Origin of the sequence: Polynucleobacter sp. (assembly GCF_040400325.1) — a bacterium.
Classification (GTDB): Bacteria; Pseudomonadota; Gammaproteobacteria; order Burkholderiales; family Burkholderiaceae; genus Polynucleobacter.
The window spans coordinates 25,745-50,520 of the sequence record NZ_JBBAQK010000007.1; the positions used below are offsets into that span (position 1 = coordinate 25,745).

General features: G+C 44.9%; 27 protein-coding genes and 1 riboswitch. Of the genes, 17 read left to right on the forward strand and 10 right to left on the reverse strand.

Going from position 1 to position 24,776, the window contains the following annotated elements:
- Positions 1-22 precede the first annotated feature (22 nt).
- Together ABWP14_RS06790 and can are read right to left on the reverse strand one after the other, a co-directional pair.
- Entirely contained in the window at positions 23-910 is an 888-nt protein-coding gene (locus ABWP14_RS06790; protein ID WP_353202216.1) for an LpxL/LpxP family acyltransferase, read from the reverse strand.
- A 7-nt stretch (positions 911-917) separates the two neighbouring features.
- Complete coding sequence (gene can / locus ABWP14_RS06795; protein WP_353202217.1) at positions 918-1,583, reverse strand: carbonate dehydratase; 666 nt, start codon at positions 1,581-1,583, stop codon at positions 918-920.
- A 22-nt stretch (positions 1,584-1,605) separates the two neighbouring features.
- On the opposite strand from can, the gene ABWP14_RS06800 reads away from it, so the two are divergent.
- The 3 genes from ABWP14_RS06800 (at position 1,606) to ABWP14_RS06810 (ending at position 2,801) form a co-directional block, all read left to right on the forward strand.
- Positions 1,606-1,902, forward strand: a complete 297-nt coding sequence (locus ABWP14_RS06800; RefSeq protein ID WP_353202218.1) for a DUF167 domain-containing protein — start codon at positions 1,606-1,608, stop codon at positions 1,900-1,902.
- Between the two features lie 137 nt (positions 1,903-2,039).
- Complete coding sequence (locus ABWP14_RS06805) at positions 2,040-2,405, forward strand: DUF8785 domain-containing protein (protein ID WP_353202219.1); 366 nt, start codon at positions 2,040-2,042, stop codon at positions 2,403-2,405.
- A 75-nt stretch (positions 2,406-2,480) separates the two neighbouring features.
- A complete protein-coding gene (locus tag ABWP14_RS06810; protein ID WP_353202220.1) occupies positions 2,481-2,801 on the forward strand; it encodes an HU family DNA-binding protein in 321 nt (106 codons plus the stop codon).
- 69 nt (positions 2,802-2,870) lie between these two features.
- Here the strand turns inward: ABWP14_RS06810 and rodA are convergent, their stop codons facing one another.
- From rodA to ABWP14_RS06835, 5 genes are read right to left on the reverse strand one after another with little or no spacing between them, the layout of a single operon-like run.
- The gene (gene rodA, locus ABWP14_RS06815; protein WP_353202221.1) at positions 2,871-4,022 is read right to left on the reverse strand and encodes a rod shape-determining protein RodA; all 1,152 of its coding nucleotides are present in this window, start codon (positions 4,020-4,022) and stop codon (positions 2,871-2,873) included.
- Positions 4,004-5,911: a penicillin-binding protein 2 gene (mrdA, locus tag ABWP14_RS06820; protein WP_353202222.1), complete on the reverse strand. Its 1,908-nt coding sequence runs from the start codon at positions 5,909-5,911 to the stop codon at positions 4,004-4,006. Before mrdA ends, rodA begins: the two co-directional genes overlap by 19 nt.
- Before the next feature lie 8 nt (positions 5,912-5,919).
- Complete coding sequence (gene mreD / locus ABWP14_RS06825) at positions 5,920-6,444, reverse strand: rod shape-determining protein MreD (RefSeq protein WP_353202223.1); 525 nt, start codon at positions 6,442-6,444, stop codon at positions 5,920-5,922.
- A complete protein-coding gene (gene mreC, locus ABWP14_RS06830) occupies positions 6,441-7,370 on the reverse strand; it encodes a rod shape-determining protein MreC (protein WP_353202224.1) in 930 nt (309 codons plus the stop codon). Before mreC ends, mreD begins: the two co-directional genes overlap by 4 nt.
- Before the next feature lie 24 nt (positions 7,371-7,394).
- Positions 7,395-8,438 carry a rod shape-determining protein gene (locus tag ABWP14_RS06835; protein WP_353202225.1) on the reverse strand — a complete coding sequence of 348 codons (1,044 nt, stop codon included), beginning with the start codon at positions 8,436-8,438 and terminating at the stop codon, positions 7,395-7,397.
- Positions 8,439-8,499: 61 nt separating this feature from the next.
- Between ABWP14_RS06835 and gatC the strand changes: the two genes are divergently transcribed.
- The 12 genes from gatC (at position 8,500) to ABWP14_RS06895 (ending at position 19,808) form a co-directional block, all read left to right on the forward strand.
- Complete coding sequence (gene gatC / locus ABWP14_RS06840) at positions 8,500-8,793, forward strand: Asp-tRNA(Asn)/Glu-tRNA(Gln) amidotransferase subunit GatC (RefSeq protein WP_353202226.1); 294 nt, start codon at positions 8,500-8,502, stop codon at positions 8,791-8,793.
- A complete protein-coding gene (gene gatA / locus ABWP14_RS06845; protein WP_353202227.1) occupies positions 8,790-10,307 on the forward strand; it encodes an Asp-tRNA(Asn)/Glu-tRNA(Gln) amidotransferase subunit GatA in 1,518 nt (505 codons plus the stop codon). The genes gatC and gatA overlap by 4 nt, the downstream gene beginning before the upstream one ends.
- On the forward strand, positions 10,307-11,776 hold the full coding sequence (gene gatB, locus ABWP14_RS06850) for an Asp-tRNA(Asn)/Glu-tRNA(Gln) amidotransferase subunit GatB (protein WP_353202308.1): 1,470 nt from the start codon (positions 10,307-10,309) through the stop codon (positions 11,774-11,776). The genes gatA and gatB overlap by 1 nt, the downstream gene beginning before the upstream one ends.
- A gap of 34 nt (positions 11,777-11,810) precedes the next feature.
- On the forward strand, positions 11,811-12,485 hold the full coding sequence (locus tag ABWP14_RS06855; RefSeq protein ID WP_353202228.1) for a DUF484 family protein: 675 nt from the start codon (positions 11,811-11,813) through the stop codon (positions 12,483-12,485).
- A complete protein-coding gene (locus ABWP14_RS06860) occupies positions 12,466-13,467 on the forward strand; it encodes a tyrosine recombinase XerC (protein WP_353202229.1) in 1,002 nt (333 codons plus the stop codon). Before ABWP14_RS06855 ends, ABWP14_RS06860 begins: the two co-directional genes overlap by 20 nt.
- A gap of 65 nt (positions 13,468-13,532) precedes the next feature.
- Positions 13,533-14,573, forward strand: a complete 1,041-nt coding sequence (locus ABWP14_RS06865) for a CobW family GTP-binding protein (RefSeq protein WP_353202230.1) — start codon at positions 13,533-13,535, stop codon at positions 14,571-14,573.
- Between the two features lie 229 nt (positions 14,574-14,802).
- A complete protein-coding gene (gene dksA / locus ABWP14_RS06870) occupies positions 14,803-15,180 on the forward strand; it encodes an RNA polymerase-binding protein DksA (RefSeq protein ID WP_353202309.1) in 378 nt (125 codons plus the stop codon).
- Between the two features lie 12 nt (positions 15,181-15,192).
- Positions 15,193-16,095, forward strand: coding sequence for an acetylglutamate kinase (gene argB / locus ABWP14_RS06875; protein ID WP_353202231.1), 903 nt, complete (start codon positions 15,193-15,195; stop codon positions 16,093-16,095).
- Positions 16,096-16,104: 9 nt separating this feature from the next.
- Positions 16,105-16,755 carry a nucleoid occlusion factor SlmA gene (gene slmA / locus ABWP14_RS06880; protein ID WP_353202232.1) on the forward strand — a complete coding sequence of 217 codons (651 nt, stop codon included), beginning with the start codon at positions 16,105-16,107 and terminating at the stop codon, positions 16,753-16,755.
- Positions 16,752-17,891, forward strand: coding sequence for a homoserine O-succinyltransferase MetX (gene metX, locus ABWP14_RS06885; protein WP_353202233.1), 1,140 nt, complete (start codon positions 16,752-16,754; stop codon positions 17,889-17,891). The genes slmA and metX overlap by 4 nt, the downstream gene beginning before the upstream one ends.
- Entirely contained in the window at positions 17,888-18,481 is a 594-nt protein-coding gene (gene metW, locus ABWP14_RS06890; protein ID WP_353202234.1) for a methionine biosynthesis protein MetW, read from the forward strand. Before metX ends, metW begins: the two co-directional genes overlap by 4 nt.
- A 4-nt stretch (positions 18,482-18,485) precedes the next feature.
- Complete coding sequence (locus ABWP14_RS06895; RefSeq protein WP_353202235.1) at positions 18,486-19,808, forward strand: AmpG family muropeptide MFS transporter; 1,323 nt, start codon at positions 18,486-18,488, stop codon at positions 19,806-19,808.
- Positions 19,809-19,817: 9 nt separating this feature from the next.
- On the opposite strand, the gene ABWP14_RS06900 is transcribed toward ABWP14_RS06895, so the two are convergent.
- Positions 19,818-20,600: an exodeoxyribonuclease III gene (locus ABWP14_RS06900; RefSeq protein ID WP_353202236.1), complete on the reverse strand. Its 783-nt coding sequence runs from the start codon at positions 20,598-20,600 to the stop codon at positions 19,818-19,820.
- Positions 20,601-20,608: 8 nt separating this feature from the next.
- Here ABWP14_RS06900 and pyrE point away from each other — a divergent pair, with 8 nt between their 5' ends.
- Complete coding sequence (gene pyrE, locus ABWP14_RS06905) at positions 20,609-21,277, forward strand: orotate phosphoribosyltransferase (protein ID WP_353202237.1); 669 nt, start codon at positions 20,609-20,611, stop codon at positions 21,275-21,277.
- Positions 21,278-21,290: 13 nt separating this feature from the next.
- Here the strand turns inward: pyrE and dapF are convergent, their stop codons facing one another.
- Both dapF and ABWP14_RS06915 read right to left on the reverse strand, forming a co-directional pair.
- Positions 21,291-22,145, reverse strand: a complete 855-nt coding sequence (dapF, locus tag ABWP14_RS06910; RefSeq protein WP_353202310.1) for a diaminopimelate epimerase — start codon at positions 22,143-22,145, stop codon at positions 21,291-21,293.
- A gap of 173 nt (positions 22,146-22,318) precedes the next feature.
- The gene (locus ABWP14_RS06915; protein WP_353202238.1) at positions 22,319-23,200 is read right to left on the reverse strand and encodes a lysophospholipid acyltransferase family protein; all 882 of its coding nucleotides are present in this window, start codon (positions 23,198-23,200) and stop codon (positions 22,319-22,321) included.
- A gap of 202 nt (positions 23,201-23,402) precedes the next feature.
- Between ABWP14_RS06915 and metK the strand changes: the two genes are divergently transcribed.
- Positions 23,403-24,569, forward strand: a complete 1,167-nt coding sequence (metK, locus tag ABWP14_RS06920; protein ID WP_353202239.1) for a methionine adenosyltransferase — start codon at positions 23,403-23,405, stop codon at positions 24,567-24,569.
- Positions 24,570-24,636: 67 nt separating this feature from the next.
- Positions 24,637-24,742: riboswitch (S-adenosyl-L-homocysteine riboswitch) on the forward strand.
- The last annotated feature ends 34 nt before the right edge of the window (positions 24,743-24,776 follow it).

The window sequence follows — 24,776 nt, forward strand, 5'->3', positions numbered from 1 at the left end:
AAAAGTCTTGATTTGAAAAAGCTCAATAGGGGTTTGCTTCACCCTGAGGGCGATTTTTAAAGCGCTTGTGGACCCAATAATATTCAGCAGGTCGCAAGCGAATTTCATTTTCAAAACATTGACTTAGTCGAGCCGTATCCGCTATAGGGTCTGACCCTGGAAAATTTTCTAAGGGCTTTGAAATTTCACAAAGGTAGCCTGATTCATCCTTTTTTAAAGTGGTAGTCATCAAACAAACTTCAGCGCCCGTAATTCTTGCCAATCGTGAAACTGCAGTAATCGTATTTGTTGGAATGCCAAAAAAAGGAACAAATACAGAATCCTTCAATCCTAAATCGATATCAGGGGCGATGATGATAAAGCTGCCCCGACGTATTTCTCGAATGATTTCGATTGAATTGCCCTGGCGATCAATTGAGTTACCCCCGAAGCGATTACGCCAGTCGATCATTTTTTGATTAAAGAAGGGATTTTTCATTCTTTGAAAAAATCCAGAAGTGCGCGGCCAATTCTTTTCTTTAGCGAGGGCGCTCAAAATAATACTACCTTCAATTCCAGTGAAATGCATATTGACTAAGATGCGGGGTTTTCTACTGGAAAGGTCAACCGCTGACTTGACCTCGATCATCTTACTTAATTGCTGGATATTACCAAGCCAAATAAGGCTTTTCTCAGCAATGCTGCGGCCTAGTAAGCGCCAGTGCTTTCTAGCTAGGCGATCAATTTCAGCAGCATCATATTCAGGAAAGCAGAGCTGAAGATTAGTCTTCACAACTCGATTACGCTCTCCGGGGACGCGGGCGGCGATAAATCCTAGGCTATGACCAAATGCCACTATAGCGTTGTAGGGCAACAATGACACAAGCTTTAAAAAGCCTAGCCCAGCATAATTAACAATGGGTTTTAGCAATCTGGCTTTACTCGTCGTCGTAACGTATGAGTGTTTTAGCGTAACGCTTTTTCATTTCTTCTATAGAACTACAGGACATTCCTAAGTCGTTCACGATCCCAGTATCTAGTCGGTAGGTCCAGCCATGAATTGTTAGATCTTGACCATTGGCCCAAGCATCTTTAACAATAGTGGTTTCACATACGTTGACAACTTGCTCAATGACATTGAGTTCGCATAAACGGTCTTGACGTTTTGGGGTGGCTAGCACCTCACCGAGGTAGCGCTCATGCTTTTGGTGAACATCTTTGACATGCCGTAGCCAGTTGTCTGCTAGTCCAATGCGGCGATCGCTCAGGGCAGCATGAACACCTGCACAACCATAATGGCCCACTACTAAAATATGTTTAACCTTCAGTAGCTCAATTGCAAATTGGATGACTGAGAGACAATTTAAGTCAGTATGCACGACAACGTTTGCAACATTACGATGAACAAATAGCTCTCCAGGAAGCAAATTGACGATTTCATTAGCGGGTACACGGCTATCAGAGCAACCTATCCAAAGGTATTCGGGAGCTTGTTGGTTGACAAGACGCTTAAAGAAATCGGCATCTTTGGCAATCATTTCATCTGCCCATTCGCGATTATTTGCAAATAGGTGCTCTAATGCCATGGAATTCTTCATAATCATGTATTGAGTTTAAAGTACTTTAATGACGCCCATTTGGTTAAAGCAAACCCCTACCGGAATTATCCTAAATTTGCATTGCCAGCCTGGGGCTAAGCAAACTAAAACAGTCGGTACTTATGGCGATTGTTTGAAGATATCTCTGCAAGCTCCAGCCCTGGAAAATAAGGCCAATGAGCTTTTATTGGCATGGTTATCTAAACAGCTCAAAGTCCCACAAAAGCAGATTCAGTTTATTTCTGGTCAAAATAGCCGTAAAAAGTGCTTAGAAATTTGGGGGCCGATTAGTCCTGAGCAAATTGTGCAGATTCTGAAGCCATAAATCTTGATTCATTTGCTTTGTGATGTCGCTGACTTGCTGATGAAATAAGCGCCAGTAGGCAGTGCGAATATACTTAAATGGGGCATTTAAGCGCCCAATAAGGGTTAGTGTGGATGAGTAACTAGGGAGAATATCGCATGAATGGCTTTACAAAATGGCTCTTAAGCCTTGTTTTAATTGGCTTAGTTGGTCTCGCAGGCTATACCTGGTTGATGCTGACATGGAGTTATGGAAGTGGTGAGCGAGCAGGCTATGTTCAAAAATTCTCTCACCGTGGTTTTATATGCAAAACATGGGAGGGTGAATTAGCCATTGTTTCAATGCCAGGAACTATGTCGGAAAAATTCCTTTTTACGGTGCGCGAAGACTCGGTCGCACAAAAAATAAATGCTAATCTAGGAAAAAAAGTAGCACTAAAATATGAACAGCATATTGGCCTACCTACGAGCTGCTTTGGAGATACAGAATATTTCGTTTCCGATGTCCTTGTTTTGGATGAATAATCAGCAGTGGTTTTAATATTGTTGTAATGCAGCTTTATTTTTGTAATTTTTTGTGGTTAAAATAATGTAAGCGCAATGTGCGCCTACATCAATATCTATAAGGAGCTTCACTTGAACAAAGCCGAACTAATCGCAGCGATTGCTGACGACGCGGAGATCTCAAAAGCCAAAGCTGAATTCGCATTGAATTCAGCTATTGAGCAAATCATTAAAGCAGTTACTAAAGGCGATTCAGTACAACTGATCGGCTTCGGTACTTTTTCCTCTGGTAAGCGTGCTGCACGTATGGGACGTAATCCAAAAACTGGTGAGCCACTCAAAATTGCTGCTGCTAAGACTGTTAAGTTTTCTGCCGGCAAAGCATTTAAAGATTCAGTTAACAAGCGTAAGAAGTAATTTCTGCTTTGTTAATAAAAATGCCCGGCTTGCCGGGCTTTTTTATTTCATGAAAGATTAAGGTTTGAATTAGCTTTGTACCAAGCGACGATGTCGATGAATACTCATTAAGATACCAGCCCCGAACCCCAATGTCACCAACGCTGTTCCGCCATAGCTGATAAAAGGTAGCGGTACTCCTACAACGGGAAGCAATCCACTAACCATGCCAATGTTGACAAACGCATATGTAAAGAAAATCATCGTAACTGAGGCACCCAAGAGGCGCGTAAATAAATTTGGCGCACTTGCAGAGATTGCAAGACCCCTTTTAATCAAAGCAAAAAATAAGCCAAGCAAAACGAGATTGCCTATAAATCCAAATTCTTCAGAGAAGACCGCAAATACAAAGTCAGTATGTTTTTCTGGAATAAATTCTAAATGTGCTTGTGTACCTTGGAACCAGCCTTTACCAAAGAATCCCCCAGATCCAATTGCAATCATCGACTGAATAGTATGAAATCCTTTTCCTAGTGGATCACTACTGGGATCTAGTAGTGTACAAATACGATTTTTTTGATAGTTGTGTACTAATGGCCAAATAACATCCTGAGCGCAAATAGTACTGCCAAAAATAATGATGAGAAGAATGCCAATAACACCTAATACAATAAAAGGCAGAATCCATTTCCAGGGCAAACCTGCCAAGATAATGACATATAGCCCAGCTGCAAATACTAGTAAAGCAGTTCCAAGATCAGGTTGGCGCGCTATTAGGAAAACAGGAATTGCGAGAATGATTGCTGCTACAGCATAGTCCCAAGCATTTTGAATCCCTTCACGTTTATGAAAGTACCATGCCAGCATTAAAGGCATAGCAATTTTCATCAGCTCTGATGGTTGGATGACGATGCCAAGGTTTATCCAACGTCGCGCACCCTTTTTAATTAAACCAAATACAGCCACCGCAATGAGTAAGGCTATACCAATACTATAAATCCACACCGCAGCCATCTCGAGCCATTTTGGAGGAACGCGAGAAACTACCCACATTACTGCAAATGAGAGTGCAAGATTGCGTAATTCATCGGTGATGAGTGCAGGAGTATTTTGACTTGACGATAGAAATGTAAAAAAACCAGTAGCTGCTAAGCCAAGTAGAATAAAGCCTAGCTGGCGGTCAAGACCAGAAAATAGGCCATAGAAAACAGATTTTATTTTCTTTACGGAGCCCTTTTCCATTCTGGAACCTCCTTAGGCCATTTACCTTCAATATAAAAATCTAAGGCTTTGCGTGCGATTGGTGCAGCGTACTGCGCGCCAAAACCAGCATTTTCTACCACCAAAGCGATGACAATAGTTGGCTTTTCTGCGGGAGCAAATGCTACGTATAAGGCATGATCCCGTAAGAATTCTGCCGTAGAGCTGTGGTTATATTCTTTCGAGTTCAAACTAAAGACTTGCGATGTTCCTGTTTTCCCCCCTACTGTATAACTTATGCCTTTAAATGCAGTTGCAGAGGTACCTGAGTTATTCACTTCAACCATTGCCTTTTTGATTACCTCAATATTCTCTTGATTAAAGTTAATGCGATAACTTTCTTTTGGTGTAGTTAAAGTTCTTTTACGTGTAAAGGGGTCTTCGACCGCTTTGACAAGATGGGGCTTCATGACAATGCCATTATTAACAACGTTTGCCATAGCGTGGGCTAATTGCAAAATAGTAAAAGAGTTATAGCCTTGACCAATGCCTAAAGAAATCGTTTCGCCTTCGTACCATTTTTGTTGTTCTGGCTTTTTGAAGGTATTTTTCTTCCATTCTGTTGATGGGAGCACTCCTTTAGCTTCACCATTTAGGTCGATGCCGGTGATTTGGCCAAAACCTAAGGGCTTCATGAAGTCATGCATCATGTTAACGCCCATATCTCTAGCCAATAGGTAATAGTAGGTATCGCAAGACTCAACAATAGACTTTTGCATATCAACGACGCCATGACCACCTTTTTTATCGTCTCGAAAAGTGTGGTTACCAAATTCAAAGTACCCAGGATCAGAAATGCTTTGTGATGGCGTACGCTTCTTATTTTCCAGGGCCCCCAAGGCCATAAAGGGTTTATAAGTCGAGCCAGGAGGATAGATTCCTTTGAGTGGACGGTTATATAAAGGTTTTTGTGGGGAATCGTTTAATTCTTTCCACGTCACTGAATCAATGCCTTCCACAAAATCATTGGGATTGAAATTGGGTTTGGAAACAAATGCAAGTACGTCACCGGTTTCTGGTTCGATGGCAACAAATGCACCACGAAAATTGCCATATAACTGCTCAACCAAATATTGCAATTTGATATCAACCGAGAGGATAACGTTTTTGCCTGGTACCGATGGCGAGCTCGCTAAAGTGCGCACTGGCTTTCCACCAGCAGTAATTTCTACTTGATCATATCCAGGTACGCCCCTTAAGATACTTTCATAACTTTGCTCCAAACCAATTTTTCCAACATATTGAATGCCAGAAAGAAAAGACGTTTGCAATGCATCAGGATCATCCGCCTTAGCCCCTTCAATTTCAGTTTGCATCCGCTCTTTATCTCTTTGCGAAACGCGGCCAATGTACCCCAGGAGATGTGAGGCGAGATCGTTATAGGGATATTCTCTAAAGCTCCTGGCGCGGATTTCTACTCCCGGGAAGCGGTAGCGATTCGCCATAAATCGGGCTGTTTCTGCTTCGGTTAACATGGAGCGCAAGGGAAAAGTCCCCATATTTCTGGAATCTTCCAAAGATCTCTTGAAGTTACGTCGGTCCCGAGGAGATATCAGCACAATTTGAGAAAGATCGTCAATTAACTGATCTACATTCCCCTTTACCTCCCCAGCATTCACATCGAGGGTCAGTGCAGAATAATTTCTACCGATCACAATGCCATTGCGATCAATGATGAGTCCACGATTTGCCGGCGCAGGCACTAAGGCAATACGGTTACTCTCAGCAAGCAAGTGATATTTGTTATGACTTACCAACTGCAGCCATGCTAAACGAACAACTAAAAGTAAAAAACAAAACGTGACAAATAAAGTCGCAATATGAATGCGCTCTTGAAATGAGCTGAGATTAGATTTTTTAAAAGAAACCATTCTGTTTCTTAGAGTGGCCGATTATGGTCAACATCTCTGGGACGTCGCTGAGGTGCCAGCAAAATGCGATTGGCTAATGGCCACAGTAGTGCCTCAATCAAAGCCTGTATGGCAGCCGTTAAGCCCGACCAGTAAAGGCTTCCACTTAGTATCCAATGCACTAGGACTGGAAATAAAGAAACTAATAAAAAAATGGGAAGAAGATGCAAGGCCTGTGAAAATACTGTCAGCGCTACGATTCTTCTGTGCCACGAAACGGCAACGTAAGCGACTAGTGAATAACAAAAAGCATGCAGCCCAAGCAAGTCTGAATTGTGTACGTCCATCATCAATCCAAGAATAAATGCTGTGAAAACATTCACGTAGCGATGTTGTTGGATATTCCAAAACACAATGCAGAGAATTAGCCAGTCAGGTACCCAACCGTAGTTTCCAATAGGAAGCAGATTGAGTAAAAGCGCGCAAAATAAACTGAAATAGATAAATAGCGGATTAACCGGACGCAGAATGTAGCCGCTCTCTAGATCAATCATTGCATTCCTCGCGCACGAGTTTGCCGACGACCTGGAGTATTTGTTGAAGAAGCGCCTGCTTTATTCGTCTCGCTAGGAGCTTTAGTATCTATTTTGGGGTCATACAAAAAAGCCAAGGCCTGACGATAACGATTCACTGGAGCAATCGGCGTGCAAAATACGTTGGACGAGTTCTTGTCGAGATTGCGTTCTATTTTGCTGATAACCGCAACTGCAAAACCGGGTGGGTATACGCCATCGATACCTGAGGTCAGCAAAATATCACCTACTTCTAGATCGCTCGCGACGGGTAAGTAACGCAATTCCAGTGGATTGCCTCGTCCAGACCCGAAAACAGCTGCTCTTAAGCCATTACGGGCCACTTGGACTGGCACAGCGAAATCGCGATCTTCCAATAATGACACTTCAGCTGAATGGTCATAAAGACGAACTACCTGCCCCAAAATGCCAGCGTCATTAGCAATTGGGTTGCCAAGCTTCAGCCCTTCTTCGCTGCCACGATTAATCACAATACGTTGTGAGATTGGATTACTTGGATTAAACAGAATTTCAACAGGCAGTGTTTTAAAGGGAACTTGTTTTTGCAAGGACATTAGCTCTCGCAAATTTTGGTTTTCCACCATCAAAAATTCAGATTGATTTGCGAGTAAAGAGAGTTCAGCTTGCCGAACTTTTAAGGTTTGGTTTTCATTATCCAGTGTTCCACGTGTAGTGAAATATTCTGAGCTTGCTTCATAAAGGCTACGCGGCATCATCATGACGTATTCAAGAGGGCGCAAAATCCAATTTACATTATTGCGAATTGGATCAAGAGCTTTGAAGCGAAAATCGATCAGCATTAGTGCAATGCTGATCGATAGACAGACAATCAGTTTAAGTAAGGCCGGAATGCCCTGTCTGAAAAGAGGTGGAGCGCTATGTTGCAATTCCCTGGTCGACGTGTATGTCGCTTACTCGTGCGAGAACACTCCGCCTAACTTATCCATGCGCTCGAGAGCAATACCGCAACCACGAGCGACGCAAGTTAAAGGATCTTCAGCCACATGAATTGGCAAGCCAGTTTCCTCTAGCAAAAGGCGATCAAGGTCACGCAATAGGGCTCCGCCGCCAGTCAGCATCATGCCGCGCTCAGCAATATCAGAGGCTAACTCAGGGGGGATCTGTTCGAGAGCTGCTTTAACTGCAGTCACGATTTGATTTAATGGATCAGTCAGCGCTTCGAGAACTTCATTGCTGGTTACGGTAAAGCTACGTGGAATACCTTCGGCAAGATTACGACCTTTTACTTCTATCTCGCGTACTTCTCCGCCAGGGAATGCAGAGCCAATCGTTTTCTTAATCAACTCAGCGGTTTGCTCACCAATAAGCATGCCATAGTTACGACGAATGTAATTTGTAATAGCTTCATCAAACTTATCGCCACCAACGCGAACCGAGCCTTTGTAAACCATGCCGCCCAATGACATGACGCCAACTTCAGTTGTGCCACCACCGATATCAACCACCATAGAACCTGCGGCTTCTGAAACTGGCAGACCAGAACCAATTGCTGCGGCCATCGGTTCTTCAATCAAAAATACTTGTGACGCACCAGCGCCTAATGCAGATTCACGAATGGCACGACGCTCAACTTGGGTAGATCCACAAGGAACACAAATGATGATCCGTGGACTCGGCCTTAAAAGCCTGCTTTCATGCACAAGCTTGATAAATTGCTTGAGCATTTGTTCGGTAATCGTGAAGTCGGCGATAACGCCATCCTTCATAGGGCGAATTGCCTCAATATTTCCGGGAACACGACCCAACATCGCTTTTGCCTCTTTTCCAACTGCCAAAATGGTTTTTTTGCCATTTGGACCACCTTCTTGGCGAATTGCCACAACAGAGGGCTCATCGAGGACAATACCCCGCTCACGCATGTAAATTAGAGTGTTGGCAGTTCCTAGGTCGATGGCTAGGTCATTGGAAAAGTAGTTACGAAAAAAACCAAACATGATGTAGTGGGAAAATAGTAGATGTTAATAAAAATATATAGGAATGATACTCCAGCGCCCCATGAAACTAGATGATGTTCAGCGCATTGCGCACCTTTCCAGACTTGAGTTAAGTCAGGCAGAAGCTGAGGCTCTTTTACCTCAACTACAGGCTGTTTTTTCATTGGTCGAAGAAATGCAGGCCGTTGATACATCAGGCCTAGAGCCACTTGCTCACCCGATTCTATTTTTGCGGGAATTAGCTCAGCCACTGAGGGCAGACCAAGTGACTGAGTCTGATCATCGGACTGAAAATATGCAGTCAGCACCCGCTCAGCAAGAGGGGTATTTCTTGGTGCCGAGGGTGATTGAATGAGTTGGCATAACACCCCTATCACCTTAATGGCTAAAGCATTGGCCGCTAAAGAGGTTTCTAGTGCTGAGCTTACACAGTACTTTTTAGATCGAATTGAGGCAGGAAAGCGCTTGAATGCTTTCCTTGATGTGAATGCTCACTTAAGCTTAGAGCAAGCAAATAAGGCAGATAAATTGATTGCTGCAGGTAAGGCGGGCAAGTTAACCGGTATTCCGCTGGCGTACAAGGATGTCTTTGTAACTCGAGGTTGGAAGTCCACAGCAGCCTCCAAAATCTTAGCTGGTTATCAGAGTCCTTTTGATGCTGCAGTAGTTTCAAATCTTGGTATTCCTGACGAATCAAATCCCCATGGAGCAGGCATGGTTTGTCTTGGCAAGACCAATATGGATGAGTTTGCCATGGGGTCATCCAATGAAAATTCTGCGTATGGACCCGTCTTAAATCCATGGAATATTGAGCATGTTGCTGGCGGATCTTCCGGCGGCTCCGCTGCCGCCGTTGCTGCTGGTCTGGCCCCAATTGCGACTGGTACCGATACTGGTGGCTCAATTCGTCAGCCTGCTGCATTTTGTGGCCTTACCGGCATTAAGCCTACTTATGGGCGCGTTTCTCGTTACGGCATGATTGCATACGCTTCTTCGCTCGATCAAGCAGGTCCCATGGGCAAATCTGCTGAAGATTGCGCACTACTACTTTCCGCAATGTCTTCCCATGATCCTCGCGACTCCACATCACTCGCTGACTCTGGCGAAGATTATGGGCGCTATCTCAATCAAGCTTGGCAAGAAAGCAATACCCATTCTGAAAAACCATTAGAAGGATTGCGGGTAGGACTGCCAAAAGAATTTTTTGCAGAAGGTTTAGCAAGTGATGTTGCGCAGTCAGTAAACGAGGCAGCTAAGGCTTTAGAAAATTTAGGCGCCAAACTAGTCGAAGTAAGCTTGCCGAAGACGAAGCTATCTATTCCGGTGTATTACGTTTTGGCTCCAGCAGAAGCTTCGAGCAACTTAAGTCGTTTCGATGGTGTGCGTTACGGCCTGCGTGCTAGCGAGTACAAAGATCTCGGTGACATGTATCAAAAGTCACGTACTGAAGGTTTTGGAGCTGAAGTCAAGCGCCGCATCTTGATAGGTACCTATGTTTTGTGCCATGGATATTACGATGCTTATTACTTACAGGCCCAAAAAATTCGTCGTATTATTGCGGCGGATTTTCAGGCAGCATTTAAAGAGTGCGATCTTATCCTTGGGCCCGTAGCTCCTGATGTAGCTTGGCGCTTGGGGGAAAAGTCAAAAGACCCAGTGCAGATGTATTTAGAGGATATTTATACGCTCTCAACCAATTTGGCAGGCTTACCGGCGATGAGTGTGCCTTGTGGGTTTAATGCAAACAACTTACCGATTGGCATGCAATTGATTGGTAACTATTTTAGTGAGGCGCGCTTATTGCAGGTTGCTCATCAATATCAGCAAGCCAGTGATTGGCATTTACGTCAAGCAAGTGGGGTGGCATGATGCAATGGGAAGTCGTCATTGGTCTAGAGACTCACGCACAGTTACAAACTCAGTCCAAAATATTTAGTGGCGCAAGCGTCCGTTTTGGAGCTGAACCCAATACACAGGCCTGTGCAGTTGATTTAGCTTTGCCTGGCGTTTTACCTGTACTCAATCGTCAAGCAGTAGAGCATGCTATTCGTTTTGGTTTGGCGGTGGATGCAAAGATTTCACCCACGAGCATCTTTGCGCGCAAGAATTATTTTTATCCTGATTTACCAAAAGGCTATCAGATTAGTCAGATGGAAATTCCGGTTGTCATAGGCGGACATCTTGAAATTTTGGTTGGTGACGAGGTCAAAGTAGTTCAACTGACTCGCGCCCACATGGAAGAAGATGCCGGTAAGTCAGTTCATGAAGAGGGCTATATTGGCCCGCACGGAGAAGCTTCTAGTGGCATTGATCTCAATAGAGCGGGCACGCCGCTTCTTGAGATTGTGACTGAGCCTGTCATGCGCAGCGCAGCTGAAGCAGTGGCTTATGCCAAGGCTTTACATACCTTAGTAGTTTGGCTCGGAGTTTGCGACGGAAACATGCAAGAAGGATCTTTCCGCTGTGATGCCAACGTATCAGTGCGCCCTAAAGGCCAGACAGAGTTTGGTACGCGTTGTGAAATTAAAAACTTGAACTCTTTCCGCTTTTTAGAAGAAGCGATTCAGTATGAGGTACGTCGTCAAATTGAGCTGATTGAAGATGGCGGTACTATGGTGCAGGAAACGCGTTTGTACGATCCTGATCGCCAGGAAACTCGGAGTATGCGAAGTAAAGAGGACGCAAATGACTATCGCTATTTCCCCGATCCAGATTTGCTACCGGTAGTCATTGATGATGCATGGATAGCTGAAGTTCGCAATCAAATGCCAGAACTTCCTGCCCAGCTTCGTGAGCAATGGCAGGCTGAGTATGGTTTGAGTGCCTACGATACCCAATTGTTAACCCAAGATCGTGACACTGCCAAAGTGTTTGAAGAGGTATTGGCAATCGTTGGCAAGCCATTGGCTAAGGCAGCCGCTAATTTAATCGCTGGTGAATTCGCCTCTGCTGTAAACCGTGCAGGAATTGCTACTGCAAATGCACCACTCAAGGCAGCACATTTTGCGCCCCTGCTGACTCGTGTTGCAGACGGAACGATCTCCAATAAGATTGCTAAAGATATTTTTGCCCTCCAGTGGGAAGAGGCTGTTGCTGCTAAGGCCATCAGTTCAGTGGATCAAATGATTGACGCCAAGGGTTTGAAGCAGATCAACGATAGCGGCGCAATAGAGGCAATTATTGATCAAGTGCTGGCAGCTAATCAGAAGTCAGTTGAAGAGTTTCGTTCTGGCAAAGAGAAAGCCTTTAATGCCCTGGTTGGACAGATCATGAAAGCTTCTCAGGGCAAGGCAAATCCTGGCCAAGTGAATGAGCTGTTACGTAAAAAATTAGGTTGATACATTCGACTGCAAAAAATCAAGAAAGAAATAAATGAGTGCAATTGATCCAAAACAAGCAGAGCAAGAAGAATTAGTCGCTGAATGGTTGCGTGCAAGCCCCGCATTTTTTGAGCGCTATGCGGATCTTTTTAATGAAATTCGGATCAAACATCCGCATGAGGATCGCGCTATTTCTTTGCAAGAGCGTCAAATGACTGTTTTGCGCACTCAAAATCAAGAGCTCAATCGACGTTTAAGTGAGATGCTGCACTTTGGAACTCGTAACGATAAAACCCAACAAAGTTTAGTGGCCTGGCTATTGCGCATGATGAAGGCAAATAAGCAAGCGGATATTGAGGCAGCGATTACTGTCGGATTGGCTGAAGTATTTGAAGTTGATGCGGCGAAATTACTTTCTCCCAATTCTGCTTTTGGCCCATGGATTGATGCTCCTTTGTGTGGATCAGCTAAAGAATTAGCCGCAGCAAGTGTCGATTTATTGGCTAGTCAGACTAATATTGATCCCGAATGGCACAGCATGGTTGCAATTGGTTTGCCTTTAGGGAAAAGCATCGGGATAAATCAATCTCCCGCAGTCCTATTGTTAGCCAGCAAGGATGAAACACGCTTTACTGCTGATATGGGCGCATTCTATTTACGCCAGATTGCTGAATTAACAGCAGCAGCTTTGGATCGTATCCAAGCATATGAAGTTACAGTCGACTGACTTACACCCCCTCATGCAAGAGTATTTGCATGAGCTGCATGTGCTTCGTCAACTTTCTAAAAATACGCTGACTGCGTACCGATTAGATTTAAGTGAACTACAAAATTTTGCACAGGAAGACTCAATCGACTTACTAAGAGTGACTAATGGCCATGTGCGTCGTTGGGCCGGTCGTTTGCACTCTCAAAGTAAATCGTCTCGAAGTATCGCTAGGGCGCTCTCTGCATGGCGTGGTTGGTATTCATGGTTAACTGAGAAAGATGCCAGACGTGATGCACGTGCCGGAAAGGTGACAAAAAATCTGATTGCTAATCCAGTAGATGATGTTAAGGCACCTAAGCGACTCAAATCTCTACCAAAAGCTTTATCAGTTGAGCAAGCACTAGCCCTAGTAAATCAGGCGCTAACAGAAGCCAATGAAAAAAAAGATATGGAGTCCATCCGAGATGCAGCCATGATTGATTTGCTCTATTCATCGGGTTTGCGTCTTTCAGAGCTACTAGGCATAGATGTTATGCAAAGCAAAGATCGCCAGCATGAATCTGCCGGTTGGTTAGATTGGGATGCGGCTGAAGTAACCGTCTTGGGTAAGGGAGGTAAAAGGCGCTCCGTGCCTGTTGGAGGGCCAGCCATGAAATCTTTATTGGCATGGCGAGAGGTTCGAGATGCAGGAAGTTACCCAGAACAATCTATCGGTTTATTTCTGTCTGCTACCGGCAAAAGACTTTCCCCGCGTACTGTTCAGGCAAGGTTGCGTACTTTAGCCATCCGCGCTGGCTTGCCAACCCATGTACACCCCCATATGATGCGACACAGCTTTGCAAGCCATGTATTGCAGTCATCCCAGGACTTACGTGCCGTTCAGGAGATGTTGGGCCACGCCAGCATTGCGAGTACCCAAATTTATACCTCTCTTGACTTCCAGCACCTAGCTCAGGCATACGATAAAGCCCATCCACGTGCAAAGGCTGGTAAAGGTTGAGGAACTCGGTAAGATACAAGATTTCCCGCTTTGGGCATGCATTTTTTTAGATTTTGATTGGATCGTTGATGGCATTAATTCCAGTAACCATTTTGACGGGCTTTTTAGGCAGCGGCAAAACTACATTGTTAAAGCACATTCTTACAGAAGAGCATGGCAAAAAAATTGCGGTCATTGAAAACGAGTTCGGCGAAGAAAATATTGATAACGATATTCTGGTTCAAAACAATCAAGAAAATATCGTCCAGATGAGTAATGGTTGTATTTGTTGTACCATTCGTGGCGATCTTGTGGAGGCTCTAAATACACTATGGGAGCAGCGCAAAGACAAAAAGATTTATTTTGATCGGGTCGTGATTGAAACTACAGGCGTTGCTAATCCGGGGCCGGTTGCGCAAACCTTCTTTATGGATGATGACGTTGCAGATCATTATGTTTTAGACGCCGTTGTCACGCTAGTGGATGCCAAGCATGGCCCACAACAACTGACTGAGCATGAAGAGGCCCAACGTCAAGTTGGCTTTGCAGATCAAATCTTTATTACAAAGACAGATTTGGTGACGCCCGCCGAAGTAGAGTCTTTACGTAATCGTTTGATGAATATGAACCCAAGGGCCCCTATTACTGGTATTTCTAAAGGGGTTGTACCTCTGAATGCTGTTTTGGATCTCAAAGGCTTCAACCTCAATGCCAAATTAGATATTGACCCCCATTTCCTGGAGCAGGATAACCATCAACATGATCATGATCACAGCACTTGTGGGCATGATCATAGCCATGACCATCATCATGGCCATGCAGGGCACACAGATCGTATCCAGTCATTCGTTTTTCGTAGTGATAAACCCTTTGATCATCAAAAGTTAGAAGACTTCTTAGGGGGTATCTTGGAAGTCTTTGGCGAGAAGATGCTGCGCTATAAAGGCGTTCTCTATGTCAAGGGTAGCAACCGAAAAGTGGTCTTCCAGGGGGTTCATCAGATGATGGGTAGCGATATGGCTGGCCCCTGGGGTGTTGAGCCCAAACAAACCAGGATGGTCTTCATTGGCATTGATTTACCTAAAGACACTTTATTGGCAGGGCTTGAGGGATGTTTGGTGCAGTAGATTCGGGTACAATCCGCCGCCATGGTCATTATTGATGAATATTGAACAATATTGATTGAGGGGCTGTAAAACTTTGGCAGAATGAGGCAATAATGCTTCAAATCCAGGAAAGAATGAAATGACGGTAAAAACAGCAACAAAAACAACTACTACAGCAAAAACAAGCACTAAGGCAACGAGTCCTAAGGCCCACAAGGGTGGACCTTCCACTGAGGCTGAATTGCTTAAGATGTCCGAAAAGGACTACATGAATGCTGGGCAGTTAGATTTTTTCCGTCAAAAGTTGTTGACCTTAAAGAATGACATTTTGAAGAATGCTTCAGAGACCACAGAACATCTTCGTGAAAATATTTTGGTGCCAGATCCAGCCGATCGCGCAACAATTGAAGAAGAGCACGCTTTAGAACTGCGGACGCGTGATCGTGAACGTAAGTTACTGAAAAAAGTAGAGCAAGCATTGGCTCGTATAGAGTCTGGTGACTATGGTTGGTGCGAAGAAACAGGTGAGCCTATTGGCCTGAATCGTTTAATTGCGAGGCCTACCGCCAACCTATCTCTTGAGGCCCAAGAGCGTCGCGAACTCCGTCAAAAATTATTTGGCGAATAAATTCAAGCTGCGATGACTAAGCCATTACCTACTATTAGTGACATCTCTCCTTTATTAAAGGCAGAGATTCTTGCTGAGGCTTTGCCTTACATCCGCTCTTATCACGGTAAAACTATTGTGATTAAGTACGGTGGAAATGCCATGATAGAAGATCGCCTCAAAGAAAGTTTTGCGCGCGATGTCATTTTGCTTAAGCTAGTAGGCATGAATCCTGTAGTAGTTCATGGCGGTGGCCCACAAATTGATGAGGCGTTAAAGAAGATTGGTAAGACTGGAACTTTTATTCAGGGTATGCGTGTCACCGATGAAGAAACCATGGAAGTTGTAGAGTGGGTTCTTGGTGGTGAAGTGCAGCAAGATATCGTGATGCTCATTAATCACTTTGGTGGTCAGGCAGTTGGCTTGACAGGTAAAGATGGCGGACTCATTCGTGCTAAAAAAATGTTGGTTGCTGATGAAAAGAACCCTGGTGGCTTGATTGATTTAGGTTTCGTCGGCGAGATTGATGCAATTAATCCAGCAGTTGTTAAAGCCTTGCAAGACGATGCTTTTATTCCAGTCATCTCCCCTATTGGCTTTAGTGAAGAGGGCCAAGCCTACAACATTAACGCTGACCTAGTTGCCGGGAAGATGGCTGAAATTCTGCATGCAGAGAAATTGGTCATGATGACTAATATTCCAGGCGTGATGGATAAGAACGGTACGCTCTTAACTGACTTAACTGCACGAGAGATCGATGCTCTGTTTGCTGACGGCACGATTTCTGGAGGCATGCTGCCCAAGATTTCATCAGCCTTGGATGCCGCCAAGAGTGGTGTGAATTCGGTTCATATCATCGACGGGCGAATTGAACACTCCTTGTTGTTAGAGATTTTGACCGAGCAAGCATTCGGAACCATGATTCGTTCAAGATAAGTAGAGACTATGCGCGAATCTTTACAGCCCAAAGATATTGATGACGGTATTGCTGATGCTGGTAAGGCACGCAAGCGCCCACGTCCTGGCGAACGTCGCTTGCAAATCTTGCAAGTACTTGCAGAAATGCTGCAAAACCCCAAAGGAGAGCGCGTAACAACGGCCGCCCTAGCTGCCAAAATTCAAGTTTCTGAAGCAGCCTTATATCGCCATTTCGCAAGTAAAGCGCAAATGTTTGAAGGCCTTATTTCTTTTATTGAGCAAACTGTTTTTGGCTTGATAAACCAAATCAATCAAAAAGAAGAATCTGGCCTTGCGCAGGCGCGCGGTATTTTACAAATGCTCTTATTCTTTGCTGAAAAGAATCCTGGAATGACTCGAGTTCTATTGGGTGATGCATTGTTACAGGAAGATGATCGCTTACAAGAACGTATTACTCAGGTACTAGATCGGGTTGAGACTTCACTTAAACAAGCATTGCGGATTGCTCAAACCCAAGGGGGTGCATGGGCGCAAGTAGGCCCAGAAGAGGTCAGCATCCGAGCTGCGATGTTGATGGGCTATGTTTTAGGGCGCTGGCATCGATTTGCGCGTAGCGGCTTTAAGAAGCTGCCAACCGAAGCCTCCGATATTAGTTTGCGCATCCTTCTTTCAGAATGAGCGAGTTAAATCTCTCTAGAAATACTATCCACTTTGCCGAGCCACTACCTTTGCAGAGTGGCGCCATGTTATCTGGCTATGATTTAGTGATTGAAACATATGGCAAATTGAATGCTGATAAAAGTAATGCTGTATTAGTTTGCCATGCATTAAATGCGTCACATCATGTTGCCGGCCCTAGCCCTAACGACCCAACAGATATTGGTTGGTGGGACAACATGATTGGCCCTGGTAAACCAGTCGATACCAATCATTTTTTTGTCATAGGTGTTAATAATTTGGGCTCATGCTTTGGATCAACGGGTCCAATGAGTATTAATCCAGTCTCTGGAAAGCCCTATGGCGCTGACTTTCCGGTTGTTACAGTTGAGGACTGGGTCAATACTCAGGCACGCTTAGCTGATAAATTAGGAATTCGTAAATTTGCTGCAGTGATGGGTGGAAGTCTAGGCGGTATGCAGGCTATGGCTTGGGCCATTCAGTTCCCCAAACGCTTGGATCATTGCGTAGTAGTGGCCTCTACCCCTAGGTTAAGTGCACAAAATATTGCTTTTAATGAAGTAGCGCGCAATGCTATTTTGTCTGACCCTGATTTTCATGGGGGCAACTACTATGAATATGGCGTAGTACCAAAGCGTGGTTTGCGCTTGGCGCGTATGGTTGGACACATAACCTATTTGTCTGATGATGATATGGCTGAAAAATTTGGGCGCGAGTTACAGCGACCCAATGGTGAGTCTAATGACTACCGATTTAGTTTTGATGTGGAATTTGAAGTTGAAAGTTATTTGCGTTATCAGGGCGATAAGTTTTCAACCTACTTTGATGCTAATACCTATTTGCTAATTACCCGAGCTCTGGATTATTTTGATCCTGCTCGTCGCTATGAGGGCAGTCTGGATCGTGCCTTAGCTGAAGTACAGGCTAAATTTTTAGTAGTGAGTTTTTCTACAGACTGGCGTTTCCCGCCTGATCGTAGTCGTGAGATTGTGCAGTCGCTTCTAAGTAATAAGAGTGAAGTGAGTTATGCAGAAATTGATGCACCTCATGGCCACGATGCTTTCTTGCTGGATGATCCGAGGTATCACGACCTTGTACGTGCTTATTTTGAGCAAATGCTTGAGGTTCAGTCATGATCACCAAGAATATTCGTGCTGACTTTACTGCAATAGCGAACTGGATTGCACCAAATTCTAAGGTTTTAGACTTGGGTTGCGGCGATGGCAGTTTTTTGGAATTTTTACAAAAACAAAAACCAGTACATGCCTATGGGGTAGAGATTGATGATGCGCGCGTGCTGTCTTGCGTGCAAAAAGGCTTGAACGTTATTCAGCAGGACTTGGAAGGCGGTTTGGCTCTTTTTGAAGATAGCAGTTTTGATACAGTGGTACTCTCGCAAACCCTTCAGACGATCCATCAAACTGAAAAAATCCTGCGTGAGGTAGTGCGAGTCGGAAAGGAGTCCATTATTTCTTTTCCAAACTTTGGCCATTGGTCCCATCGTATGGCGGTTGGATTGGGCCGTATGCCAATTTCTAAGAGCTTGCCTTATCAGTGGTACAACACTCCTAATGTACGTGTACTCACGGTTGAAGATTTTGAAAAGCTAGCCTCCAGCATTGGCTTGCAAATATTAGATCAATGTATTTTGCACGAGGGTCGACAAGTGACTCTCTTGCCTAATTTCTTTGGTAGTTTGGCGCTGTTCCGTATTCGTAGTGCCTAGCATCGTGCCCAAAGCAGTCCATTCTTGGTTAAAAGATTTTCGGGTTTACCTTGAATGGCCCTGTTTGCGGATGTTATTTCTAGGCTTTTCTGCAGGTCTACCACTTTTACTCATACTGGGAACGCTCAGCTTTTGGTTGCGTGAAGCCGGTATTGATAGAAGCACTATTGGCTATCTCACTTGGGTTGGGTTGATTTACGCCTTCAAGTGGATGTGGGCGCCTTTGGTGGATCGCCTGCAAATTCCGGTGTTAACCAAATTATTCGGCCGCAGGCGTAGTTGGTTGCTTTTTGCTCAAGCATTAATTGTGATTGGGCTGGTAGGAATGTCTAGCGTTGATCCAAAGCTTGAGTTAAACATGGTGGTCTGGTGTGCACTATTGGTTGCATTTGGATCTGCCACACAAGATATTGCATTGGATGCATTTCGCATTGAATCTGCCAATAGCGATCATCAAGCTGCGCTTGCAGCCACTTATCAAACTGGGTATCGATTGGCTTTAATCTGGGCCGGTGCAGGCGTTTTATGGCTGGCTGCTCGTGCTGAAGCTGGTTCGGGAACCTATGATCCAGGCGCTTGGCAGTTTGCGTATCTTTGCATGGCCGCCTCTATTGGTGTTGGTGTTCTGACTACTCTGTTGAGTAAAGAGCCTGCTCGTGTTGATCTTCCCAAAGCACGTAATGCCAAAGCTTGGCTTCACCAAACTTTAATTGAACCTTTTGCCGAATTTATTCACCGTTATCATTGGCATGCTATTTTAATTCTGTCTTTGATTGCGATCTATCGGATTAGCGATGTCGTGATGGGTATTATGGCCAACCCCTTTTATGTAGATATGGGTTACACCAAAGATGAAGTTGCAGCAGTCAGTAAAGTGTTTGGCGTCATCATGACTTTAGTCGGTGCTTTTATAGGCGGCGTCTTAACGCTACGATTTGGTGTCCTAAGAATTTTATTTTTGGGGGCAGTACTGTCGGCCCTCAGTAATGTACTGTTTGCATGGTTAGCAACCCAAGGTCATGATTTACAAGGCTTAATTTGGGTCATCTCAGCAGATAATCTGAGTTCTGGCATTGCCAGCGCAGCCTTTATAGCCTTCTTGTCAGCACTAACCAATATTCGTTATTCAGCCACGCAATATGCTTTATTTAGCTCGATGATGTTGTTGCTTCCCAAGTGGTTAGCTGGATTTTCCGGTGTCTTTGTAGACTCATTTGGTTATCCAGCATTCTTCTATGGCACTGCCATTATTGGTGCACCTGTGCTCTTATTAATTTGGGCGACGATTCATTTCAAAGTAGTGCAGATTAAAAAAGATTCTGACTAGTAATAAGAGTTAGATTTTCCAGTCGTAATCTACGATCAGAGGCGCATGATCTGAAAAGCGCTCATCCTTATACACAGCTGTTTTTTTGGCAGAGTTAGCGATACCAGGCGTGCTGATATGGTAATCAATGCGCCACCCAACATTCTTGGCGTAGGCTTGACCGCGATTGCTCCACCAGGTGTAGCAAGACTCCGCTGCTTTAGGTTCTAGCTTGCGATACACATCCACATAGCCCACCTTGTCAAATAAATTGGTAAGCCATGCGCGCTCTGCTGGTAGAAACCCAGAATTTTTCAAATTACCTTTCCAGTTCTTAAGATCAATTTCTTGATGAGCGATATTTACATCGCCGCACAGAACAATCTCACGCCCGGATTTCTTGAGCTTGACGAGGTGGGGTAAGAAGCTATCGAGGTAGCGGTATTTAGCTTCTTGCCTTTCAGGCGAACTCGAACCTGAGGGCATGTAAACCGAGATGATAGAAAGCCCTTTGAAGCGCGCCTCAACATAACGACCTTCGGCATCAAATTCTTGGTTGCCATAGCCATAAAGTACTTCGTCTGGTTTGTGCGGGGTATAGATCCCGCAGCCGCTGTAGCCCTTTTTCTCGGCATGATGAAAAAAGCCATACAGACCATCTGGGTTCAGAATGGCATCTTCCAGGTCATCTTGTTGAGCTTTAAGCTCTTGCATGCAAATGAAGTCTGCTTTTTGCTTTGCCGCCCATGGCAAAAAGCCTTTTTTAACTGCAGAACGGATACCGTTGAGGTTCGCGGAAATGATGCGTAACATGTAGTCCTATGGGCTCAAAAAATTCTAATCAAGATAACTTTATTCGTTTTACCTTAGAGGCAAAGGTTTTGTCGTTTGGGGAGTTTAAAACCAAAGCGGGACGACTTTCACCTTATTTCTTTAATGCCGGTGGTTTTAACGATGGAACACGATTAAGTGCATTAGGTCGTTACTATGCTAATGCCTTAAAAGAATCGAAGATTGAATTCGATATGCTGTATGGGCCTGCCTACAAGGGAATCACACTGGTAGCAGCTACTGCCATCGCTTTAGCAGATGATGGAATCAACGTGCCCTTTGCCTATAACCGCAAAGAAGCCAAAGACCATGGTGAAGGTGGTTCACTCATTGGTGCTCCTGTTAAGGGCAAAGTAGTGATCATTGATGATGTCATTTCAGCCGGAACCTCTGTGCGCGAATCTGTTGACCTCATTCGTGGAGCAGGGGCAGAGCCTGCGGCTGTTCTGATTGCCTTAGATCGCATGGAGCGCTCTGGCAATGCAACTGAGCTTGGTGATCAGTCTGCGGTACAGGCGGTTGAAGAAGAGTTTGCTTTGCCCGTGATTGCAATTGCGAACTTGGCCGACTTAATGTCTTTTTTAACTGCCTCAAGCGATACGGAGTTGACAGCCTATCTACCAGCAGTTAAAGCCTATCGAGAGCAGTTCGGCATCTAAACAGAAGTACTCTTTAGATTTCTGTTTCACCCTCGAACACGGTTGTCGCAGGGCCGGTCATGATCACTGCTTGTGCTACATCATCAACCATTCCACCCCAAGCTATTTGTAAATCTCCCCCACGAGTGTGGACTGTGACTGGTGAATCGAGTAAGGCTCTACGAATTCCTGAAACCACAGCTGCACAAGCACCGGTGCCACAAGCTAAGGTTTCGCCGGCGCCACGTTCATATACGCGCAACTTAATTGCATTGCGGTTGATGATTTGCAGATACCCTGCATTCACCTTATTTGGAAAAGCAGGATGATTTTCAATCGCAGGGCCTTCTTCTAAAACGGGGGCGCTATCGACATCGCCTACCACTTGGACAGCATGGGGGTTTCCCATCGACAATACGGCGACCCAATCGTCATGTTCAGCAGGCGATTTAAGAGCAAGGGCATACAGCATTTCATGAAATTCTTGCAAACTTGCTAATCCCTCAGGATTAAAGGGAATAAGAGCAGGTTCAAAAATAGGAGCGCCCATATCTACTTCAACTTGATCATCGGCTTGAGATGTAAGAGTCAGAATGGTATGAGCTACCTCCACCCGCAGTGGATTTTTAGTGGATAGCCCATGTTCTAATACATAGCGGACAAAGCAGCGCGAACCATTGCCGCATTGCTCTACTTCGCCGCCATCAGCATTAAAAATACGATAGCGAAAGTCAGCATCTGGGCGAGTGGCTTTTTCTATCAGCAGAATTTGATCGGCGCCGATACCAAATTGACGATGCGCTAAGGCTTGCCATTGCTCACGAGTGATACCACTGAGATCTTGATCGATTCCATTGAGCACAATAAAGTCATTGCCAGCTCCATGCATTTTGGTGAAGCGAAGCTTGCGTGCGATCCTTGAAGTTGTGCTCAAAAGTATTTCCGTTTACTTGTAAAGGCTGGGTTCACTAGGCGGTCTATGTTTAAAACGCTTATGAACTCAATATTACTCTGCTGGTCTTTGGCGAACAAGCTCGGCGATGAATCCATTCTCTGACGCGCTCAGTCTTGCTGGGCATGAGACGGATGTGATGGAGGTAATTCTGCATCAGTTGGATGCTTGTAGCGGTTGTAGGACCAAATGAATTGTTCGGGTGCAACTAAGACCGCATGCTCAATGGCGATGTTCATTTCAGCGGCGCCAATCGTCGCATCTTCTGATAAAGGCAAGAGTCTTGTGGCTTGCATTAACCAGCCCTGACCTAAGCCTTTACGCTTGGCAGTAAACATCACTATTGGTGTGTTGTTTCGGTTAGCTAAACGTGCGGGTAGCGGCGTGGTGTATGCGGGTCGCCCAAAGAATGGCACCCATACTCCTTCACCCCCACTGGGCACTTGATCGGGAAGCATGCCGATGGCCTCACCACGAGTTAAAGCGCGAGTCATTTGACGAACCCCATTTAAGTTCGTTGGTACAAAGTGCATATTGGGATAGGCTCTGTCTTCCTCAACCACTTCATTTAACCAATCTTGGCGTGATGGCCTGTAAAGGATGGTTGCTGGAAAATGCTGCGCCAAGACACGGGGAATAATTTCAAAACCACCCAGATGCGGGGTCAACATCACTAGTCCATGACCTTCATTGATGGCCGCCTCGACTAAATCCCAGTTTTGCACTTCCACTAAAGCGAGTGCTTTTTGCGGGTTACGCCAAATCCATAAGCTGTCAGAAAACAGCATTCCAGATGCTCTAATGGCCCCCCATAACTTAAAAGGCAGGTTTTTAGCAGTTACAACTGCTTGGTATTGAGGGCGAAAGAGGGAGCGATATTGGCGAGACCCTAAGTACGCCAAGACCCCCAAAGAGGCGCCAATTACCTGAACGATTGATAAGGGAAGCCCAGCAATCAGATTGAGGCTCAGTTTTTGTAGGGGTTTTCGCACCTCCTAATGATATTCAATGATGACGTAAGGGCCAAATTTGATTGGGACTTGGTGGATTTGACGTTTTTCAGATAAAATTCACTTATCGCTGAGTTAAGACAACTTGCAGAGCGATTCAAAAATACTGCTAAAGCGTCGCCGTTGTGGTTCCTGGCACGTCGAGTTGTCCAATTGATTGTGTTAATTTTTTAAGGAATATGCAATGGCAAACGATTACTTCTTTACCTCAGAATCTGTTTCTGAAGGTCACCCCGACAAAGTTTCAGACCAAATTTCTGATGCAATCTTAGATGCCATCTTGGCTCAAGACCCTACTGCACGTGTTGCGGCAGAAACCTTGTGTAACACTGGCCTTGTTGTTTTAGCTGGCGAAATTACTACTAACGCTAACGTTGACTACATTCAAGTAGCACGCAATACCTTGCGTGAAATTGGTTACGACAATACTGCCTACGGTATTGATTACAAAGGTTGTGCAGTGCTAGTAGCTTATGACAAGCAAAGTCCTGATATTGCTCAAGGCGTTGATAAGGCGCATGACGATGGTTTGGATCAAGGAGCCGGAGACCAAGGCTTGATGTTTGGCTATGCGTGTGATGAGACTGCAGAGCTCATGCCTTTGCCAATTCATTTATCGCACCGTTTAGTTGAGCGTCAATCTCAATTGCGCCGTGATGGTCGTTTGACATGGTTGCGTCCTGACGCTAAGTCACAAGTAACCTTACGTTATGTTGATGGCAAACCCGATTCAATTGATACAGTTGTTTTATCAACCCAACACGATGAAGATATTAGCCTTGAAAAATTGCGAGAAGCAGTCATTGAGGAAATCATCAAACCGGTACTGCCTAAGCATTTAATTAAAGGCGCGATTAACTTCTTAGTGAATCCAACTGGCCGTTTTGTTATCGGCGGGCCACAAGGCGATTGTGGCTTAACTGGCCGTAAAATTATTGTGGATACCTACGGTGGTGCTGCTCCTCACGGCGGAGGTGCTTTCTCAGGCAAGGATCCGTCTAAGGTTGACCGTTCCGCTGCCTACGCAGGTCGCTATGTTGCTAAGAATATTGTTGCTGCAGGTTTAGCAAGTAAGTGCTTAATTCAGATTTCCTATGCGATTGGCGTTGCTAAGCCCACTTCTGTGATGGTGAGCACCTTTGGCACTGGAAAAGTGTCAGATGAAAAGATTGCGCAATTGGTATCGGATCACTTTGACTTGCGTCCAAAAGGCATTGTGAAGATGTTGAACCTGTTGCGTCCTATTTATCGTAAGACCGCTGCTTATGGCCATTTTGGTCGTGAGGAGCCAGAATTTACTTGGGAGCAGACCGATAAGGCGCCAGCATTACGCGCAGCTGCTGGGCTCTGAGCATCAAGTAGGCAGTATTGAGTTGTTTTGAAGCAAAATATGGAGAAATTGATTACAATTTCTCCATACCTTCAAGGAGCGTTGCAAGGAGTGCTGAATCCCAGTACTTCCCCAGGCTTGAAGGGAGTAGGTTCCTAAACGGGGTTTACTCATTGCAACCGCGCTCGCTAACCCATGATTCAATGGCTAGCGAGTTTCTACTCCAGC

Bases quoted from the DNA above. Each gene is read 5' to 3' on its own strand.
- can (WP_353202217.1), bottom strand. From the start codon at position 1,583: ATGATTATGAAGAATTCCATGGCATTAGAGCACCTATTTGCAAATAAT.
- ABWP14_RS06800 (WP_353202218.1), top strand. From the start codon at position 1,606: ATGACGCCCATTTGGTTAAAGCAAACCCCTACCGGAATTATCCTAAAT.
- ABWP14_RS06805 (WP_353202219.1), top strand. From the start codon at position 2,040: ATGAATGGCTTTACAAAATGGCTCTTAAGCCTTGTTTTAATTGGCTTA.
- ABWP14_RS06810 (WP_353202220.1), top strand. From the start codon at position 2,481: ATGTGCGCCTACATCAATATCTATAAGGAGCTTCACTTGAACAAAGCC.
- rodA (WP_353202221.1), bottom strand. From the start codon at position 4,022: ATGGAAAAGGGCTCCGTAAAGAAAATAAAATCTGTTTTCTATGGCCTA.
- mrdA (WP_353202222.1), bottom strand. From the start codon at position 5,911: ATGGTTTCTTTTAAAAAATCTAATCTCAGCTCATTTCAAGAGCGCATT.
- mreD (WP_353202223.1), bottom strand. From the start codon at position 6,444: ATGATTGATCTAGAGAGCGGCTACATTCTGCGTCCGGTTAATCCGCTA.
- ABWP14_RS06835 (WP_353202225.1), bottom strand. From the start codon at position 8,438: ATGTTTGGTTTTTTTCGTAACTACTTTTCCAATGACCTAGCCATCGAC.
- gatC (WP_353202226.1), top strand. From the start codon at position 8,500: ATGAAACTAGATGATGTTCAGCGCATTGCGCACCTTTCCAGACTTGAG.
- gatA (WP_353202227.1), top strand. From the start codon at position 8,790: ATGAGTTGGCATAACACCCCTATCACCTTAATGGCTAAAGCATTGGCC.
- gatB (WP_353202308.1), top strand. From the start codon at position 10,307: ATGCAATGGGAAGTCGTCATTGGTCTAGAGACTCACGCACAGTTACAA.
- ABWP14_RS06855 (WP_353202228.1), top strand. From the start codon at position 11,811: ATGAGTGCAATTGATCCAAAACAAGCAGAGCAAGAAGAATTAGTCGCT.
- ABWP14_RS06860 (WP_353202229.1), top strand. From the start codon at position 12,466: ATGAAGTTACAGTCGACTGACTTACACCCCCTCATGCAAGAGTATTTG.
- dksA (WP_353202309.1), top strand. From the start codon at position 14,803: ATGTCCGAAAAGGACTACATGAATGCTGGGCAGTTAGATTTTTTCCGT.
- argB (WP_353202231.1), top strand. From the start codon at position 15,193: ATGACTAAGCCATTACCTACTATTAGTGACATCTCTCCTTTATTAAAG.
- slmA (WP_353202232.1), top strand. From the start codon at position 16,105: ATGCGCGAATCTTTACAGCCCAAAGATATTGATGACGGTATTGCTGAT.
- metX (WP_353202233.1), top strand. From the start codon at position 16,752: ATGAGCGAGTTAAATCTCTCTAGAAATACTATCCACTTTGCCGAGCCA.
- metW (WP_353202234.1), top strand. From the start codon at position 17,888: ATGATCACCAAGAATATTCGTGCTGACTTTACTGCAATAGCGAACTGG.
- ABWP14_RS06900 (WP_353202236.1), bottom strand. From the start codon at position 20,600: ATGTTACGCATCATTTCCGCGAACCTCAACGGTATCCGTTCTGCAGTT.
- pyrE (WP_353202237.1), top strand. From the start codon at position 20,609: ATGGGCTCAAAAAATTCTAATCAAGATAACTTTATTCGTTTTACCTTA.
- dapF (WP_353202310.1), bottom strand. From the start codon at position 22,145: ATGCATGGAGCTGGCAATGACTTTATTGTGCTCAATGGAATCGATCAA.
- metK (WP_353202239.1), top strand. From the start codon at position 23,403: ATGGCAAACGATTACTTCTTTACCTCAGAATCTGTTTCTGAAGGTCAC.